The sequence below is a fragment of the Leptolyngbya sp. FACHB-60 genome (assembly GCF_014695775.1).
In the GTDB taxonomy this organism is placed as follows: domain Bacteria; phylum Cyanobacteriota; class Cyanobacteriia; order Phormidesmidales; family Phormidesmidaceae; genus Nodosilinea.
On sequence record NZ_JACJOX010000018.1, the window covers coordinates 64,541 to 80,873 of the forward strand.

The 16,333-nt window shown below is 57.9% G+C and carries 14 protein-coding genes; 6 read left to right on the forward strand and 8 right to left on the reverse strand.

Annotation, left to right across the window (positions count from 1 at the left end):
* Nucleotides 1-124 precede the first annotated feature (124 nt).
* The 3 genes from H6F57_RS06705 to fraC are packed head-to-tail and all read right to left on the reverse strand — an operon-like array spanning nucleotide 125 to nucleotide 2,543.
* Nucleotides 125-904: an ABC transporter permease subunit gene (locus H6F57_RS06705; protein ID WP_190625231.1), complete on the reverse strand. Its 780-nt coding sequence runs from the start codon at nucleotides 902-904 to the stop codon at nucleotides 125-127.
* A gap of 29 nt (nucleotides 905-933) precedes the next feature.
* Complete coding sequence (locus H6F57_RS06710) at nucleotides 934-1,956, reverse strand: DUF5357 family protein (RefSeq protein WP_190625217.1); 1,023 nt, start codon at nucleotides 1,954-1,956, stop codon at nucleotides 934-936.
* Nucleotides 1,950-2,543: a filament integrity protein FraC gene (gene fraC / locus H6F57_RS06715; RefSeq protein ID WP_190625218.1), complete on the reverse strand. Its 594-nt coding sequence runs from the start codon at nucleotides 2,541-2,543 to the stop codon at nucleotides 1,950-1,952. Before fraC ends, H6F57_RS06710 begins: the two co-directional genes overlap by 7 nt.
* 148 nt (nucleotides 2,544-2,691) lie before the next feature.
* Between fraC and H6F57_RS06720 the strand changes: the two genes are divergently transcribed.
* A complete protein-coding gene (locus H6F57_RS06720) occupies nucleotides 2,692-3,822 on the forward strand; it encodes a cob(I)yrinic acid a,c-diamide adenosyltransferase (RefSeq protein WP_190625219.1) in 1,131 nt (376 codons plus the stop codon).
* 204 nt (nucleotides 3,823-4,026) lie between these two features.
* Here H6F57_RS06720 and H6F57_RS06725 read toward each other — a convergent pair whose 3' ends face one another.
* Together H6F57_RS06725 and H6F57_RS06730 are read right to left on the reverse strand one after the other, a co-directional pair.
* On the reverse strand, nucleotides 4,027-4,530 hold the full coding sequence (locus H6F57_RS06725) for a hypothetical protein (protein ID WP_190625220.1): 504 nt from the start codon (nucleotides 4,528-4,530) through the stop codon (nucleotides 4,027-4,029).
* A gap of 21 nt (nucleotides 4,531-4,551) precedes the next feature.
* Nucleotides 4,552-4,737, reverse strand: a complete 186-nt coding sequence (locus H6F57_RS06730; RefSeq protein ID WP_190625221.1) for a hypothetical protein — start codon at nucleotides 4,735-4,737, stop codon at nucleotides 4,552-4,554.
* Between the two features lie 125 nt (nucleotides 4,738-4,862).
* On the opposite strand from H6F57_RS06730, the gene selD reads away from it, so the two are divergent.
* Nucleotides 4,863-7,136, forward strand: coding sequence for a selenide, water dikinase SelD (gene selD / locus H6F57_RS06735; RefSeq protein WP_190625222.1), 2,274 nt, complete (start codon nucleotides 4,863-4,865; stop codon nucleotides 7,134-7,136).
* Here the strand turns inward: selD and H6F57_RS06740 are convergent.
* Nucleotides 7,115-7,513, reverse strand: coding sequence for a gamma-glutamylcyclotransferase (locus tag H6F57_RS06740; protein WP_190625223.1), 399 nt, complete (start codon nucleotides 7,511-7,513; stop codon nucleotides 7,115-7,117). The genes selD and H6F57_RS06740 overlap by 22 nt on opposite strands.
* A 108-nt stretch (nucleotides 7,514-7,621) precedes the next feature.
* Nucleotides 7,622-8,221, reverse strand: a complete 600-nt coding sequence (locus H6F57_RS06745) for a hypothetical protein (protein WP_190625224.1) — start codon at nucleotides 8,219-8,221, stop codon at nucleotides 7,622-7,624.
* Between the two features lie 334 nt (nucleotides 8,222-8,555).
* Here H6F57_RS06745 and bchD point away from each other — a divergent pair, with 334 nt between their 5' ends.
* The 4 genes from bchD (at nucleotide 8,556) to H6F57_RS06765 (ending at nucleotide 14,839) form a co-directional block, all read left to right on the forward strand.
* On the forward strand, nucleotides 8,556-10,595 hold the full coding sequence (gene bchD, locus H6F57_RS06750; RefSeq protein ID WP_190625225.1) for a magnesium chelatase ATPase subunit D: 2,040 nt from the start codon (nucleotides 8,556-8,558) through the stop codon (nucleotides 10,593-10,595).
* Nucleotides 10,596-10,726: 131 nt separating this feature from the next.
* A complete protein-coding gene (locus tag H6F57_RS06755) occupies nucleotides 10,727-12,616 on the forward strand; it encodes an adenylate/guanylate cyclase domain-containing protein (protein WP_190625226.1) in 1,890 nt (629 codons plus the stop codon).
* 17 nt (nucleotides 12,617-12,633) lie between these two features.
* Nucleotides 12,634-13,626 (forward strand): pentapeptide repeat-containing protein, encoded by a 993-nt coding sequence (locus H6F57_RS06760; RefSeq protein ID WP_190625227.1) that lies wholly within the window; start codon nucleotides 12,634-12,636, stop codon nucleotides 13,624-13,626.
* A gap of 94 nt (nucleotides 13,627-13,720) precedes the next feature.
* Nucleotides 13,721-14,839, forward strand: coding sequence for a TIGR00341 family protein (locus H6F57_RS06765; protein ID WP_190625228.1), 1,119 nt, complete (start codon nucleotides 13,721-13,723; stop codon nucleotides 14,837-14,839).
* A 3-nt stretch (nucleotides 14,840-14,842) separates the two neighbouring features.
* On the opposite strand, the gene H6F57_RS06770 is transcribed toward H6F57_RS06765, so the two are convergent.
* Entirely contained in the window at nucleotides 14,843-15,766 is a 924-nt protein-coding gene (locus H6F57_RS06770) for a PRC-barrel domain-containing protein (RefSeq protein ID WP_190625229.1), read from the reverse strand.
* Between the last annotated feature and the right edge of the window lie 567 nt (nucleotides 15,767-16,333).

Consider the following 16,333-nt stretch of genomic DNA (forward strand, 5'->3'; position numbering starts at 1 on the left):
GTTTTAGTCCTCTGCTGATTTCCCCTTCTTTCTTGAAAAGTGAAGCTCCCCTAAATCCTCTTTTTAGGAAAGTTTAGGGGAGCTTCACTTTTGTTACCAGCAACAGGACTGTTCAAACGTCCTTTTAGAACTGACGGCGGGAGAAAATCAGGATCGACACTGCTAGCAGTAGCGCTGTGTAAAGCAGGCCATAGAGGGCATGGCCAAAAAGCTCTGGCGCGGTGGGCAGCAGTTCCATGCCGTAGGCGGCGGCGTTGCGGAGGTTGAGGCGTTCTAGGTCAGGCAGTATCAGGTATAAGACATTGGTGAGCTGCTGCACCGCTGGGGTTTCGCTGAGTTTGCCAAAGGCTACCAGGTCCTGGCTTAGGTGACCCATCAGATACACCGCAAAGGTGAGCAGTGTGGCCAATAGCGAACTGGTAAACACGCCAAATACGATGGCTACGGCTACCAGTAGCGCCGCCTCTAAGGTGGTAAAGAGCAGCGCTAGCACCAGGCTGCCCAGAGAGAAAGGCACGCCGCTGGTGGCCAGCACTAGCACAAAAATGGCCCCTAGGGCGGCGATTAGCACCGCTAGCACCGCCGTCAGGCCCAGATGCTTGCCCACAATGAACTCGGCTCGACTGACGGGCTTAGCAATCAGCACCAGTACCGTGCGCTTCTCGATTTCTTTGTTGATGAGGCCGGTGCCGACAAAGACAGCCACCACCACGCTCAGCAGATGAATGCCCGCCAGACCCAGGTCCGTCAAGATCTTGTTTTCGGCCCCGGCGGAAATGTCGGGCAGCAGCACTCGCGCGATCACCAGCAGCAGGGCGAACAGGGCCACCAGGTACAGAATGCGATCGCGAATTACCTCTAAAAACACCGTGCGGGCGATTACCCCCAACCTCGATAGCACCATTGGCTTAACCACTTCTGTACCTCTCAAGATTAGCCTTGCTGTTGTGCGCCCCTAGGATGCCCAGCCTGGCGCGGCGTTTGCAGGTCGCAGGTGAGGCTAGACCACTGGGTGGTGGTATAACCGGGGGCGGCGTTTTCGGGGTCTACCAGACCGCCTCGGTTGACGGGCATCAAGACGCAGGTTTTTTCTAAGTAATAGCCGTTTTGGTTGGCGGCTGGCCCCGACCAAATTGCCCATAACTTAAGGGTGTAGCCATCGCCGTTAGACAGGGGCTGAAAGTCGAGCCGCCACAGCGAATTTTCTAAGGATGTGCTGCGACCCATCTGCGATTGCACCCGTCGCTGGAGCGCCTGACGCTGACCTTCAAGGTTGAGCAGCCACCGCTCTACCGAGGGCCAGGGCTTGTTGTCGATCTGCTCTCGCAGCGTTTCTTCGGCAATGGTGAGGTGGGTGACCCCGGCGGGCAGCGCCACCTCCTGGCCTGGAAAACGGTAGACAAAGGCGCTGTGGTCAACGCTGTCGGCTACTAGGCTAGGGTAGTCGCGTACCCAAGATTGAATGCGAAAGTAAAACTGAAACCAGCTGCTGAACAGCAGGCTGAGGCAAAACAGCAACGCCAGCTGCTGGCGCACCATCGGCGGCGGCTTTTTCAGGTCAAAATCCCAGCTCACCAGGCTGGGCACCGCAATCACCGCAAAGGACACCAGGGGCCAGGATACCAGGGCGGGCTGGAGCCACCGCCCGCCCCACGACCCAAACAAAAAGAGGCATAGAATGGCCCCCGACACCCAGGGGGCAACGGGAATGCCAAAAAAACGGACTTTGTTGGCCTCTAGCGCCCAACCCACCCCCAGGGCCAGGCAGATCCAGCTGATGGTGGCCAGCAGCCCTACGGTAAAGGCTGTGGCGGCCAAGAGGCGCGCCAGCAGCGACACGAGCCACGAAAACAGGCTCATGTAGATGACAGTTTGCCAGGAAAAGTAGCGCGGCGGCAGCACCGCTTGCCACAGTTCAACTAGGGTTTGACGCAAAAAGCCGAATAAGCCTACCATCCCAGCACCCCGCTTTGGTTGATCAGCAGTAGCAGCACCAAGATGGCGGTAAAGCTAGCGGCGTTGGCCTGGAGCATGGCCAATGCCCGAGGCGAGGTGCCACCCTGTCGTCCTTCAATCTGGGCTCGCCGGGCCCGCTCGTAACGCTGGCGGCGATCGCCTTCGATTGCCTCTGGGGTGTTCTCTACGGGCTTTTGACCGAGCAGTTGCAGCAGCCAGAGCAGCCCCTGGAGCTTAATCCAGTAGGTGACAAAGAAGGCGGCGATCGCCACCACCACCACTACCACCGGCAGGGCATCGTACCAATTATTGGTGTAAAACCGATTGAACAGCACGTAGCTAATCACCTGACTGCGCAGTGCCAGGGGCAGCACCGCCTCGATGGCCAAAAACGCGACCCAGCCCAGACTGGTGGCCAGCAGGTTGAGGGTGGCGGCATACTGCATACTGGTGCGGTAGCCCAGGCGCAGCTGCTGGCGCAGCACCATGGCTTCTAGCACAATGGCCACCATGAGCAGCATGCTCTGCACGGCGATCGCCCGCAGCGGCAAAATGCCAAGTTCTGATAGCAAGTCGTTGATGGGCATGGGGGGCTGAGGGTGGGTCGCAAATCTCGACCCCTGATGGGGGGGTCCCGGTGCACTCTCAAGGGTATAACCTCGGCCCGGCTTTCGCTAAGATCTTAGATCGGGCCGCTCAAGAATACGCACACCTAGTACGCAATCCGCAACATCTATGGTTAGAACCGGCATTGGCATCCGCACCGCCCAACAGGGCAACGAGCGGCTCACGGGGCAAATTCACGTCTACGACGGCGAGGGCAAGGGCAAGTCTCAAGTCGCCCTGGGGGTGGTGCTGCGCTCTATTGGCCTGGGCATTCAACATTTTTTAGAGAGCCGGGTGCTGCTGCTGCGGTTTCTCAAGGGGCCGGGCCGCACCTACGACGAAGATGCCGCCATTGAAGCGCTCCAGCGAGGCTTTCCCCACCTAATCGACCAGGTGCGCACCGGGCGGGCCGAGTTTTTTGGCCCCGAGGAGATCACCAAATTCGATAAGCAGGAGGCCCAGCGGGGCTGGGATGTGGCAAAGGGAGCGATCGCATCGGGTCTCTACTCGGTCGTGGTGCTCGACGAAATCAACCCAGTGCTCGACCTGGGGCTGCTCAATGTGGATGAGGTGGCTAAAACCCTGCTCAACAAGCCCGACCATTTAGAGATTATTGCCACCGGGCGCGGTGCTCCCCAGCCGCTGCTCGACGTAGCTAACCTGCACTCAGAAATGAAGCCTCAGCCTCGACCCGAGGGCATTGAGGGCATTGAGGGCATTGAGATTTACACCGGCTCGGGTAAGGGTAAATCGACTAGCGCCCTGGGCAAAGCCCTCCAGGCAATTGGGCGAGGCATTAGCCAAGACCTTTCCCACCGGGTGCTGATTATTCAGTGGCTGAAGGGGGGCAATGGCTATACCGAAGACGCGGCGATCGCGGCCCTCCGCAAGATTTACCCCAACCTGGTTGACCACCAGCGCTGCGGCCGCGATGCCATTGTCTGGCGGGGGCAGCAGCAGGAAATTGACTATGTGGAGGCAGAGCGGGGGTGGGAGATTGCTCGGACGGCGATCGCATCAGGTCTTTACAAAACCATCATTCTCGACGAGCTAAACCCCACTGTCGATCTAGAACTGTTGCCCGAGGAGCCAATTCTCCAGGCGCTGCTGCGCAAACCTCGCGGCACTGAGGTCATTATCACCGGGCGTTGCAAAAATCGCCCCGCCTATTTTGAGCTAGCTAGTACCCATTCAGAGGTGTTTAACCACAAGCACTACGCCGAAAAAGGCATCGACCTCAAGCGTGGCGTCGATTTTTAGAGTTAGTTGTTTCCGTCAACGCTCAAGCAAGAAACAGAACAGAAATTTATAGTTTCAGACGTAAGATACTGGCCGAAGTGGCTGCTTCGGTCAGATCTTTTCAGCCTAAGGTCATGACTACACCGCAGCTCTACAATCTTGATGTGGATCTAAAGCATTGCAGTAGTTTCTACTCTATTCCCGCGTTGGGATAATTGGTCGTTCCTACTCAACCCAGCTGCGGTTACGATGGGCGGCTAAACGCTCCTCGTAAGAGCGAAGCAGACCATGATTGTCTTCATCACTTAACCCATAGAAGCCCGTCTCTTGGTCGTAGATATTGGCATCATGCCGAGGACTGCTGGGCTGGGTTTCTGTGGTCGTACGAGCAGGAGCCGCGATCGGCCCCATGCGCCGTAGGTCTCCGGCTACGACATCGTCATGGGTAGCTGTGGCGCTAGCCATATTACCCAGAGGCGGCATCTGGCGCAAATCGCCCGCCCGAGAATCGTTTTGTGCCCCAGCGGAAATGTAGTTATGGCCTAGAAACTGACGGCTAGAACGTCCCTGAGCGATGGGTTGATAGATACCTCTGACGCGTTCTTCGTAGTACTCATCTACTACCATGCCGCTGTCATATTCGGGCAAATGTTCTACTTGGGATTTGGTTAGGCCATCGACATAAACGCGGGTATTATCGTAGTTAAACCGGGCTAAACCAATGGGCAATAATACCGTTTTCCCAAAGATTCAGGGGCCGGTATCAATCACTAAGTAGCGAAAATGGCCTACATCATCTACTAACAGATCCTTGGCAGACCCTACCTTATTCTCACCTTGAGCATAGACAGAATAGGAGGTTATTTTATCCATCTGCCCGTCAGCCAGAGTCTCACGGTAGTTAGGATAATAGTCTTTGAGTCGATGCAAAGGCATAATTAAGCCTCCTTTGATTTGTCTTGCCTAAACGCTAGTGAAAATATATGGCTTTCCCATCGTTCAACAGAGAGATGGGCCTGCCCCCTGGAGGCATACATTTATGGAACGAGTAGATATCGGCCATGATGCAGACTGAACCAACAATTTCAACAGATGTGGTGCTGGTGGGTGGGGGTCACACCCATGCCCTGGTGCTGAGGCAGTGGGGCATGGCCCCTATGCCTGGGGTGCGGCTGACGTTGCTGAGCGACCTGGTCGATACGCCCTACTCGGGCATGCTGCCCAGCTATGTGGCCGGGCGCTATAGCTTTGATGAGGCTCACATCGACTTGCGACCGCTGACGCGCTTTGCCCAGTGCCGCCTGGTGGTCGATCGCGCCGTGGGGCTCGATTTGGCCCAGCAGCGAGTGCTGTGCGCCAACCACCCTGCTCTGGCCTACGACGTGCTGTCTATCGACACGGGCAGCACTCCAGCGACGCTATCGGTGCCGGGGGCGGCGGAGTATGCGATCGCGGCCAAGCCAGTGCCCACTCTGCTGCACCAGTGGCAACAGTTGGTTGAAAATGTTGCAGCGAATCCCCAAAAACCCCTCACCCTAACGGTGGTCGGTGGCGGTGTGGGCGGCGTGGAGTTAGCGATCGGCATACACGAACGGCTGGTGGGGCTGCTAGAGGATCTGGGTCAGCCGGGGGCCAACCTGACGCTACACCTGTTTCACCGGGGCAAAGAGCTGGCCCCCGAGCGCAATCGGTGGACGCGCCGCCGGTTGGAGCGGGTGCTGCGCGATCGCGGCATTCACCTCCACCGCGACGAAGCGGTCAAAGAGATTGGCCTGGATGACGGCAGCGGTCAGCGGGTGGTGAGGGGCTCGTCGGGGCTGACGGTGGAGTGCGATCGCGTCTTCTGGGTCACTAGCGCTGCTGCCCCCGGCTGGCTGCAAGACTCTGGCCTATCCCTTACCGACCAGGGTTTTATTCAGGTAGGTGACACCTTGCAAACTCTCTCCCACCCCAACGTATTTGCCGCCGGGGATGTGGCGACGATGATGCATCACCCTCGCCCCAAGGCTGGGGTATTTGCCGTGCGCCAGGGGGCGCCCCTGACCGACAACCTGCGCCGCTTTGTGCAGGGCGAGCCGCTCAAACCCTTTCGCCCCCAGCGTCAGTTTCTCAGCCTGATCGAAACCGGCAACGGCAACGCTATTGCCGACCGGGGTCCTTTCTCAATCGAGTCGCCTCTGGCCCATCGATGGAAAGACCACATCGATCGCCGCTTCATGGCCCGCTTCCGCGACCTACCGATTGGGAGAATGACTCAGTCTGCGGCTAAAACACCTGCCGCTGTTCCTCCATCGCCCCCCTGTGCGGGCTGTGGCTCTAAGGTGGGCAGCACCGCCCTGGCTGAAGCCCTCTACCGAGTGCGCCAAGACTTTTCTGAAGTCGCCAGCGAGGCCGTCTTGATTGGCCTAGATGCCCCCGATGATGCGGCCGTAGTCACCGTGCCGCCGGGGAAGGTCATGGTGCAGACCGTAGACTACTTCACCGCGCTGTTAGACGACCCGTTTATTTTTGCCCAGATCTGCCTTAAGCACTGCCTTGGGGATCTCTACGCCATGGGTGCCCAGCCCCACACAGTGCTAGCTCTGGTGCAGGTGCCCTATGCCACTCCGGCCAAGCAGGCTGAAATGCTCTATCAAATCTTGGCCGGTACCTTTAAGGGCCTACTGGCCGCCAACGCTCTGCTGGTGGGTGGCCACACCGTTGTTGGCCCCCAACTGGCCCTCGGCTTTGCCTGCAACGGCGTTGCTAACCCCAATGCCCTACTACGCAAAGGGGGAATGCAGCCCGGTGATGCCCTGATTCTCACTCAGCCTCTGGGAACGGGGACGCTGTTTGCTGCCGATATGCAGGGCAAGGCCAAGGGGAGGTGGATTGAGGATGCGATCGCTCACCTGCTCACCCCCAACCAAGCCGCCGCAGAAATCTTTTGCGCCCACAGGGCCACCGCCTGCACCGACGTTACCGGCTTTGGCCTCGCCGGGCATCTGCTCGAAATGGTGCGGGCCGCCAACGTCACCGCCACCCTTGCTATGGATGCCCTACCGGTGCTAACCGGCGCTGCTGATACCCTAAGCGCAGGCTTCCTCAGCACCCTTCACCCCCAAAACCTCCAGGCCGCAGCATTGATTGATTCCGCTGGGGTAGACCATCCCCTCTATCCGCTGCTGTTTGACCCTCAAACCGCTGGTGGGCTGCTAGCTGCCGTACCGGCCGCCACTGCCCAGCGCTGCCTAAATGCTCTCCACAGCCGAGGCTACAGCGCTGCCGTTCAAATTGGTGAAGTTGGGTCTGCCTTTAATGGGGACTGGGCAATTCACACGGTCGCCGCCTTGTAGGCTGCCCAACCGCCGTGGGCCGAGATATCGGGCCAGCCGTGCTCGTCAATCAAGTCTTTGGGGTAGAGAAATGCGATCGCCGTGCCCCCATTCGCCAGCTGCACCTCGTGGGGATACATGTGCGGCGGCTCGTTATCTTTCAGATAGGCATACTGCTCTGGGGTCATCGCGTACAGCTCACCGGGAATCGAAATCCCCCCCGTCTCAACCTCGTAAATACCTGGGTGCCAGCCATCCTTTACCGCATGCAATCGATAGATAGGGGCCGTTGCCGTCGCTCCGATAAAATCTGCATCCTGGAGGTTTTGGTTATCAGGCTGGCCGCGCAGGGCCGAACCACAAATAAAGACTGTAATGTTTTCGGTAGTATCAGTCATGGCAAGCGTTCCAGTGCCGGAGATAGCGTGACAAGGTTCTCAAGTTATCACCTTAAAGGATCACGCCGCCCCGAAACAGTTTTTTGTATACAGTCCACCAGTGGCCGACTAAACCAGTCGGCCACTGGGCTCTAGCAGTGCCAGCGTAAAGGTTGGTGGCTCAATCACTAAAAGGGTTTCATCGCCGCGACGGGCCAGTTTAGCGGCAATATCGAGCACCTTCGCCGCATCGGTATCTTGCTTGAAGAAACTGTAGTAGCGATCGTTGTGAGTGAGCGCCATCAATGGTTTCGTCACATCGGGCACCTGTAGCCGACAGGTCTGATAGGTGGTTTCGTCAGTCACCACCAGGCAGGCCTGGGGGCCAAACACGGGGCGAATTGTGTAGCTAGGCTTCCTGGCCGGGGCGGCGTAGACAGCCTGAGGCTCGTGGGCCCACACGGCATAGCCCTGCGGAGTTTGAGTAATTGCTGATGTGTGGTCTCGCTTCCCTAGGCGGGCCACCACATTTAACGCCTTGCGAGCCTCAGGCACAATCTTGAGAAAGCTGTAGAACTGGTTGTCGACGTAGATCGCCGACAGCCGATGGTCGACATCAGGCACCCGAACATGGCAGGGGGTGTACAGGTCGCGGTCAAACAGCAGCTTACAGGCCATGGCCCGGGCGGGAGCTAGAGAAACCTGATCGAGGCGAGGGGAAACGCTCATAGGGCAGTAGAAGTTGCAGTGGGTGGGGCCGTTACTGAAGATTGATCCCAGTAACACAGTAGGTTACTCAACAGCATGGGGGATGGTCAGTATTTTCCCAATGTTGAAATAACGGAGGTTTTGCTGATCTAGAAGAGCATTGGCAAGGGAAAATACGGAGGCTTTTTACAATTTGCAACAAACTGCAACACAAATCGGCGGCGAGGGCAGGAGCGCGATCGCGTACCAGGGCGGCCTACTTCACCATTGGTAAGTCATGCCGGGCTAGGGTTTGGCAATTCCTGATATGGTGAAAGACTGAACCATTGCCCCTTCTGAGTACGTTGACCACGCCATGATGGCCACAGTAGATTCCCCAATTCCGGTTGTATTTCCCTTGGCGGCAGTGGTCGAGCAGGGGGCGATCAAAATGGCCTTACTGCTGGCGGCGGTAGACCCCAATCTGGGCGGGGTCGTGATTGCCGGGCGGCGCGGCACCGCAAAATCTGTCATGGCGCGGGCGCTACACCAGCTGTTGCCCCCCATTGAAGTGGTCGAGGGTTCCTGCTGCAACGCCGACCCAGTTGCCCCCCAGCTGTGGGATGACCAAACCCGCGATCGCTTTGGCGACTCCAATAATTACCCCGACCTGCCCACCCGCGTGGTGCCCGCCCCTTTTGTGCAAATTCCCCTGGGGGTGACCGAAGATCGGCTGCTGGGCTCAGTGGATGTGGCCCGCTCCATCCAGGCGGGGGAAAGCGTGTTTCAGCCGGGGCTGCTGGCTGCCTCTAACCGGGGCGTGCTGTATGTCGATGACATCAACCTGCTCGACGACCAGGTGGCCAACCTGCTGCTGGCCGCCCTCACCGCCCGCCGCAACCAGATCGAGCGCGAGGGCCTGAGCTTTCAGCATCCCTGTGAGCCTTTGCTGATCGCCACCTATAACCCGGAGGCCGGCCCCCTGCGACAGCACCTGCTCGATCGCATTGCGATCGCCCTATCAGCAGACAGCGCCCTGGCCCTCGAAGACCGGGTTGCCGCCGTAGAGCAGTCCACCCAGTTCGCCAACGATCCCCAAGCGGTGATTGCCGCCTACGCCGATGAGATCGACGCCCTTAGAACCCAAATTATTTTGGCCCGCGAGTGGCTCAAAGAGGTCACCATCAGCCGGGAGCAGATTCAGTACCTGGTGACCGAGGCCCTGAGGGGCGGCATTCAGGGCCACCGGGCCGAGCTGTTTGCGGTGCGGGTGGCCAAGGCCCACGCCGCCCTAGAGGGGCGCGCCGAGGTCAACGCCGACGACCTGCGGGTGGCGGTAGAGCTGGTGATTGTGCCCCGTTCCCTGCTGCCCCAAGACATGCCCGAAGAGCCGCCGCCACCACCGCCACCCTCCAATCAGGATCAAGACGAGCCCCAAGACAACACGGAAGATCAAGACAAGGACGACGAAGAGGAGGACGATACCCCCGACGAAGACGACAGCCCCCCCAGCATTCCGGAGGAGTTTGTCTTCGACCCCGAGGGCGTGATCATTGACCCCTCAATGCTGCTGTTCGCCCAGACCATGGGCCGCCAGGGCAAGTCGGGCAATGCCAACCTGATTTTTTCTGAAGAACGGGGCCGCTATATCAAACCCTTCTTGCCCCAGGGGCCAGTGCGCCGCATTGCGGTAGATGCCACCCTGCGGGCCGCCGCCCCCTACCAAAAGGCCCGTCGCGAGCGCGAGCCCGGTCGCCGAGTCATTGTTGAACAGGGGGATATTCGCGCCAAGCGATTGGCCCGCAAGGCAGGCTCGCTGATTATTTTTGTGGTCGATGCCTCGGGCTCCATGGCGCTGAACCGCATGCAAAGTGCTAAGGGGGCGGTGCTAGAGCTGCTCACCGAAGCCTATCAAAACCGCGACCAGGTGGCGCTGATTCCCTTTCGGGGCGAGCAGGCAGAGGTGCTGCTGCCGCCCACCCGCTCGATCGCCATGGCGCGGCGACGGCTAGAGCGCATGCCCTGCGGCGGTGGCTCGCCGTTAGCCCATGGCCTTACCCAGGCGGTGCGGGTAGGCATCAATGCTCAGCAGTCTGGGGATGTGGGCAGCGTGGTGATTGTGGCCATTACCGATGGTCGAGGCAACGTGCCCCTGTCGCGCTCCTTAGGCGACCTGCCCGACCCGGATGCCCCTAAGCCCGACATCAAGCAGGAGCTGCTGGAGATTGCTGGGCGCATTCGCGGCGTGGGCTATCAACTGCTAATTATTGACACCGAACGTAAGTTTGTCTCGACTGGGTTCGGTAAAGAGTTGGCTAAGACCGCTGGAGGCCGCTACTATCAACTGCCCAAAGCTACCGATCAGGCCATTGCTTCTATGGCCCGCGGCGCGATCGCTGATATGAAGACTGGGTAAATCGTTCGACTTCCAGCCTCTATTTAGCGCATCTTGGGGTCTAGACGGGCAATATGTAAGGTATGAATCTCTAGAGGCTGATCCCCGCTCTAGAGGCAGCCTATCCCTAACATGCACCATCGCGAGTTGCCATGGAACGTCGAGTATCATCGCTATCCCAGGGACAACGCCTGCTAGCCGCCATCATGATTACTGATGCGGTAGGCTTTAGCACCCGCATGTCAACCGATGAGGAATGCACTCTGCGGTTGATCGATCGCGATCTGACGCTGATTGGCGATATCTGTCGAGAGTTTGGCGGCACCGTGCTCAAGTCGACCGGCGACGGGCTGCTGATTTACTTTCTCAGCGCTGTCGAGGCGGTCTCCTGCGGGCTAGAGATGCAGCGGCGGCTGGTCGACTTGGCCGAGGGCCTAGAGCCCAACCAGTATCTCGATCACCGCATTGGCGTGCACCTCGGCGACATTCTGGTCAGTGAGCAGGATGTCATGGGCAATGGGGTCAACATCACCGCCCGCCTGCAAACCTTTTCTAAACCCCGAGGCCTGTGCGTATCGCGCACTATCTACGATGTGGTGAAGGCGCGGCTCAATCTTCATGCGACCTTTTTAGGCCCCCTGCAACTCAAGAATATTGAGGAGGCAGTACCCGCCTACCAGCTGGCGCTCCACGCTGAAGATACCGAGTCTGGCCCTCAGGGCTCTGAAGATCATACCTGCACCCTACCGATGACCTCGGAGGCGCTGCTAGCCAATGCCCTGCGCCACCTGAGCACCCACACCCACAGCCTGCGCATCAAAAAACTGGTGTTTGCCACCTATCAGCAGGCTTGGGAAAATGACCCGGCGGTGCTAGATCAATTTGACCTCCAATCGCTGCTGCTGTCGCTGCGTGATCGCTACCCGATCTTAACTGAGTTTGAAGATCAGCTCCAGCGAGTGGTGGCCGGGCTCAACCGCCAAGATCTCTACAGTGAAATTGCCGAAACCATCGTGAAGCAGCTCCAGCCCTGGTACGGGCAATCGCTGTTTCAACCTGAGGCTACCCCCGAAGCTTTCACTCAGCTCACCGTGCGTTCTCTAGAAGAGCGCTGCCAAGCCATTGCCGACCAGTTTGACCAAAGCCCCGAGGCTGTGCGACTGCGCAAGCTGCTGCATTGTCTCTGTCACGGCGGCTGGGAGAACGACCCCAGCCTTCTCAGCGAGACCTATTTGCCGGGATTAATTCAGCAGACTCTTACCCTGGCACCTAGGCCTCAGGACCTGCGCTATCGGTTGAGCCGCATTGTTAAATATCTCAACCGCCGCCAGCAGTACACCCGCCTGGCCAACCAAATTATGGTAGGGTTCCAACCCCTCTACCAAACCCAACCTGAGGCCCTAGGCGAGGCCACGGCTCTAGCAGAATCGACGGTTTTGGCAGAATCTACCGTTCTGGCTGACCCCTCTGGCCCCTCCAGCCCGATCGCCGAAGTCTACACAACCCTCGCCAGCGGCGGCTATGACCAGCCAGCGGATTTGACCACCCTTCACGGCACCCTCTCTACCCCTATAAATAGCGGGTCTGAGCTGGGCGGGCCGAGGCGCGATCGCTCATCCCTATTTGACCTGCGGGGCGATATTATTCAGTACGCTAATCCGTTGCGGGCCAAGATTTTGCTGTACTCCTGTCTCCACGGCCCCTTTGGCTATACAACCCAAGACTGGTCGAGTCTCAGCCGTCGCACCCTCGACGACTTATTGCAGCAAACCTTCGAATACTGTCCCACCTACTCCGATTTAGACAGTAAGCTATCCATTATTGCTCACTGTCTTGGCCAGGTCGGCGACGGGGGGCAGGTGGCCAATGCCATTACTCAGGCGATGCGCGCCTACTATCCCCAAGACCCCAATGGTCTGTTAGAGCCGACAGAGGCAGGAGCCCAAGGCACAACTACCCATCTTGAAGTTGTTTCTGAGTCGGCTAACGCTGGCGATCGTCCTGCGGTAGCGGCCCCTGTATCGGCTCGCTTTTCTGCCTAAGCCCCTTGGTCTTCGCTATGAATGCCCGCGAATTGCTCGACGCCTATGCCCGTGGCGATATGGACTTTAAGGGTAAGACGCTGGTGGGCATCGACCTCGCCGGGGCTGATTTGATTGGGGCCGATATGGTACAAGCAGATCTGGAAAATGCCAACCTCATGCTGGCGTTTTTAACGCGGGTGCGCTTTCGCCAAGCCAATTTATCGCGGGCGCGCCTGGGGGGAGCCAACCTCAACCAGGCCGATTTGTCGGCTGCTGTGCTGCGCGATGCCGACCTGCACGGAGCTAGCCTGCAAGGGGCTGACCTGCGCAGCGCGAATATGACCCTGGCCGATCTGCTCGACGCCAATCTCACCGGCGCTGACCTGCGCAACGCTGATCTCAGCGGCGCTAACCTCACCGGAGCCTGCCTGCGTGGCGCCAATCTGCGCCAAGAAAATCGCAAATATGCCACCAATTTGCGGGGGGCCAAGCTGCACCTAGCCGACCTGCGGGGCACCAATCTTTCAGGGGCCGATTTGGCCTATGTTGACCTCAGCGGCGCTAATCTCAGTGAGGCGGTGCTCCGCGATGCCAATCTCAAGGGAGCCAATTTGCAGGGAGCGCTGTTGTGCAATGCCAACCTCAGCGATGTTGACCTTAGCCAGAGCTGTTTAGAATCTGCCGATCTCACCCAGTGCCGCTTTCCCCGTAGCAACCTTAGCCAGGCTAATCTTAACCGCGTCAACGCCAAAGGGGTTGACTTTACTGAGGCTAAAATGGCTCTGGCTCAGATGGATGACTGCAACCTGGCCGATGCTCGCTTTAGTAGGTCTGACCTATCTCGGGTAAGTTTACGCCGTTCTATTCTCACTAAGGCTCTACTAGTTGAGGCTTATTTAGGCCGGGCCGATCTCACCGATGCCGACCTGAGCGAGGCTATTTTAGAGCGCGCCGAAATTAGTAGCACCACCCTAGTCAATGTCACGCTAACGGGGGCTACCATGCCTGATGGCAGTATTCATAAGTGATGGGAGCGGTTCTGTTCCTGACCAGGATTACTGCGCCAGCCGTCCGTCATAATCTGGGTTTCAACCGTCACTGCGATCGCTATGGGGTTGAGTTTTGAGGTTTAATCAATTCAAGTTTCGGCAGCAAGTTCAGCGTTTGATGCAGCGCGGCCACCAGGGCTGGACTAAGGCTCAGTCATTTCTCTGGGATCTCACGCTGGATGCAGCAGCCCGGGCCGAGCGCGCGATCGCCCCAATGCGGCGATCTGTAGCCGCCGATGACCTAACTCGGCTACGGCAGGATCTGCTAGACGAATCGCGGTTGAGCTGGCACTACTTGGTGCTAGTGGTAGGGGCCTGCATTATTGCGACTCTGGGGCTGCTTTCCAACAGTGCGGCTGTAATCATTGGAGCGATGCTAATTGCGCCGCTGATGCTGCCCATTCGTGGCGCTGCCTTTGGCATTCTAGAGGCCGATCGCCCCCTGATTCGGGCTAGCATTTTGGCATTGGCTGTAGGCTCTTTTTTATCGGTGATCATCGCTGCTCTGCTAGGCGCAGTTACCGGCGTGGCTCAGTTTGGCAGCGAGGTAATGGCTCGCACCCAACCCACGCTGCTCGATTTGGGCATTGCGATTACGGCGGGGGCGCTGGCGGGGGTGGCCAAAATTGAACCGAAGGTGGCGGGTACTGTGGCGGGCACGGCGATCGCCGTTGCTCTCATGCCTCCCATCTGCGTTGTTGGTTTATGGCTGGGTAGAGGCAACCTGGAGCTAAGCTTGGGTGCTCTGCTACTCTATCTCACCAACTTGTTTGGCATTACTCTGGCCTGCATGGTGGCTTTTGTAGTGTTTGGCTACTCCATGGCTCGCCGGGCTCGTCGCCCCCTCAGCATTACTCTGTTGTTCACTACGTTGCTGGTGATTCCCCTGGGGGCTACAACCCTGCGGCTGTTCCAGCAAAACCAGCTAGAGGCAAGTGTGGAAAGGGCTCTACTCGATCGCACCCTCACCTTTCAGCGGGTCACCCTAGTGGACATGGACGCCAACTGGTTGACCAAGCCGCCCGAAATATCGCTCACGGTGCGGAGTTCAGAATCGATATCACCTAACCAGGTTGAGCTACTGGAGCAGTTTTTGGCGCGCGAACTGGGCCGCGCCTACAGGCTGACATTTTTGGTGAACCAGCTAGACGTCATCACAAGCGACCCCAATTCAAAGGATGCAGACCCGTAAGCCTCAATAGTCCAGTTCTTCTTCGTACTCGGTGACTTTTTTCCTTTGAGGAATATTGAGGGGCTTGGCCTCGTAGGGTTCGCCCTCGTCTTCCTCCGTCCAGACATCTTCGGTGATGTCTTGGAAGTCAGCATCGTAGGCTTTGTAGCCGCTCTGGTCATCTAGGGTGGCAGCCTGGTAGCGTTCTGTAGGCTGCTGGACCTGGAGGGGAGCTTCAACCCGCTCGGGTTCGCCCCAGTCGTCATCGCTCCAGCGCTCTTCAGTGGTAGCTGGACGGGCTTTGCTAAATTCTGCGGGTACCTGCACTCCAGAGGGCAGCTGGTTGGCGGTCGATACCGGCATAATGTATTCGCTGTCGTCGTTGCGATCCCAGGGGGCGCTGCCAATGCCTAAGCGTTCTAGCAGGCCAACACTGAGCTGCACCATCTTTTCTTCAGCGCCTTCGAAAACAATTAGGCGATCGGGACCGCTGCTGACTACTTCGTCAATGGACAGCTCATAGGTGCTAATCACCTGGTCGGGAATCTGAGGTAGCCCAAAGGAGGCGATCACAATAGTTTCTAGTCGTCCGGTGGTGACGTCGAACTTAAAGCCACGCACTCGGCCCAGGGGCTCCCCAGTTTCGGTAATGACTTCACAGTTGACCAGCGTGCTGTAGGGGGCCACGCTCATTTCGTCGTCTAGAACAGCTTCGTCATCTACCAAGATAACATCACCAATCTGACGAATGTTGGTGAGAGCCATGACCTGCTGGGTGCTTGACACCAGCCCAGACATAATGTTTTCGCGTAGGCCAATGGCCACGACTTCTCGCTGGTCTACATCTACCCAAACCTGGCTGACAATTCCCAACCGCTGGCCAGAGTTGCGGGTGATTACCTGGGTACCCAAGAAGTCGGAGCGAAGACGATATTTGTCTAAGGTCATGTTTAATCCATCTCGTGGACCGAGACAACAGAGCGCTGGTACAAGCCAGGCCGGTGGCAGACCGCGTTACCGGGGTAAAACGATTCCTTAACCTGAATAGCTATCTTAACCAGAATCGTCTAATTTTACAGGAGGGAAGACCGAACTACCAGACTAAAGACTAAGAGTCTAGCGACTCAGTATTTCTGTTACGGAGCATTGTTTAAACTGGCCTGCTCCAAACTTTTCCCCACGATTCAATTTCGATCTGCTGACTGCGGTTAGCCAGGCCTCGATCAGCCAAGCGATCTAGCTGACGGAGTTCATCTGTTCGTTGCCGTAACGTTAGGTGCTCTAGATGGCTCGCCCCCTAGAGCATCTTGGTCAAAACGCCATAATCTATGAGGATAGCGCGGTTGCTATCGCTAGGATGCAGCGAATTTGCGTCAAGCTCAACGGGCTGGGCAAGCATATGTTGGTAGTGTTCTAGACCTGTGTATTGGGACAAAATACGAAGAGTCCCGAACCCGCTCTCCACTCATGGTTCTCGAACCCATTTACTGCCCCACGTGTCACACCCCTGATGTC

What these genes read in the sequence shown, in the direction of transcription:
- H6F57_RS06705 (WP_190625231.1), bottom strand. Translation starts at nt 904, where the DNA reads ATGGTGCTATCGAGGTTGGGGGTAATCGCCCGCACGGTGTTTTTAGAG.
- H6F57_RS06710 (WP_190625217.1), bottom strand. Translation starts at nt 1,956, where the DNA reads ATGGTAGGCTTATTCGGCTTTTTGCGTCAAACCCTAGTTGAACTGTGG.
- fraC (WP_190625218.1), bottom strand. Translation starts at nt 2,543, where the DNA reads ATGCCCATCAACGACTTGCTATCAGAACTTGGCATTTTGCCGCTGCGG.
- H6F57_RS06720 (WP_190625219.1), top strand. Translation starts at nt 2,692, where the DNA reads ATGGTTAGAACCGGCATTGGCATCCGCACCGCCCAACAGGGCAACGAG.
- H6F57_RS06730 (WP_190625221.1), bottom strand. Translation starts at nt 4,737, where the DNA reads ATGCCTTTGCATCGACTCAAAGACTATTATCCTAACTACCGTGAGACT.
- selD (WP_190625222.1), top strand. Translation starts at nt 4,863, where the DNA reads ATGATGCAGACTGAACCAACAATTTCAACAGATGTGGTGCTGGTGGGT.
- H6F57_RS06740 (WP_190625223.1), bottom strand. Translation starts at nt 7,513, where the DNA reads ATGACTGATACTACCGAAAACATTACAGTCTTTATTTGTGGTTCGGCC.
- H6F57_RS06745 (WP_190625224.1), bottom strand. Translation starts at nt 8,221, where the DNA reads ATGAGCGTTTCCCCTCGCCTCGATCAGGTTTCTCTAGCTCCCGCCCGG.
- bchD (WP_190625225.1), top strand. Translation starts at nt 8,556, where the DNA reads ATGATGGCCACAGTAGATTCCCCAATTCCGGTTGTATTTCCCTTGGCG.
- H6F57_RS06755 (WP_190625226.1), top strand. Translation starts at nt 10,727, where the DNA reads ATGGAACGTCGAGTATCATCGCTATCCCAGGGACAACGCCTGCTAGCC.
- H6F57_RS06760 (WP_190625227.1), top strand. Translation starts at nt 12,634, where the DNA reads ATGAATGCCCGCGAATTGCTCGACGCCTATGCCCGTGGCGATATGGAC.
- H6F57_RS06770 (WP_190625229.1), bottom strand. Translation starts at nt 15,766, where the DNA reads ATGACCTTAGACAAATATCGTCTTCGCTCCGACTTCTTGGGTACCCAG.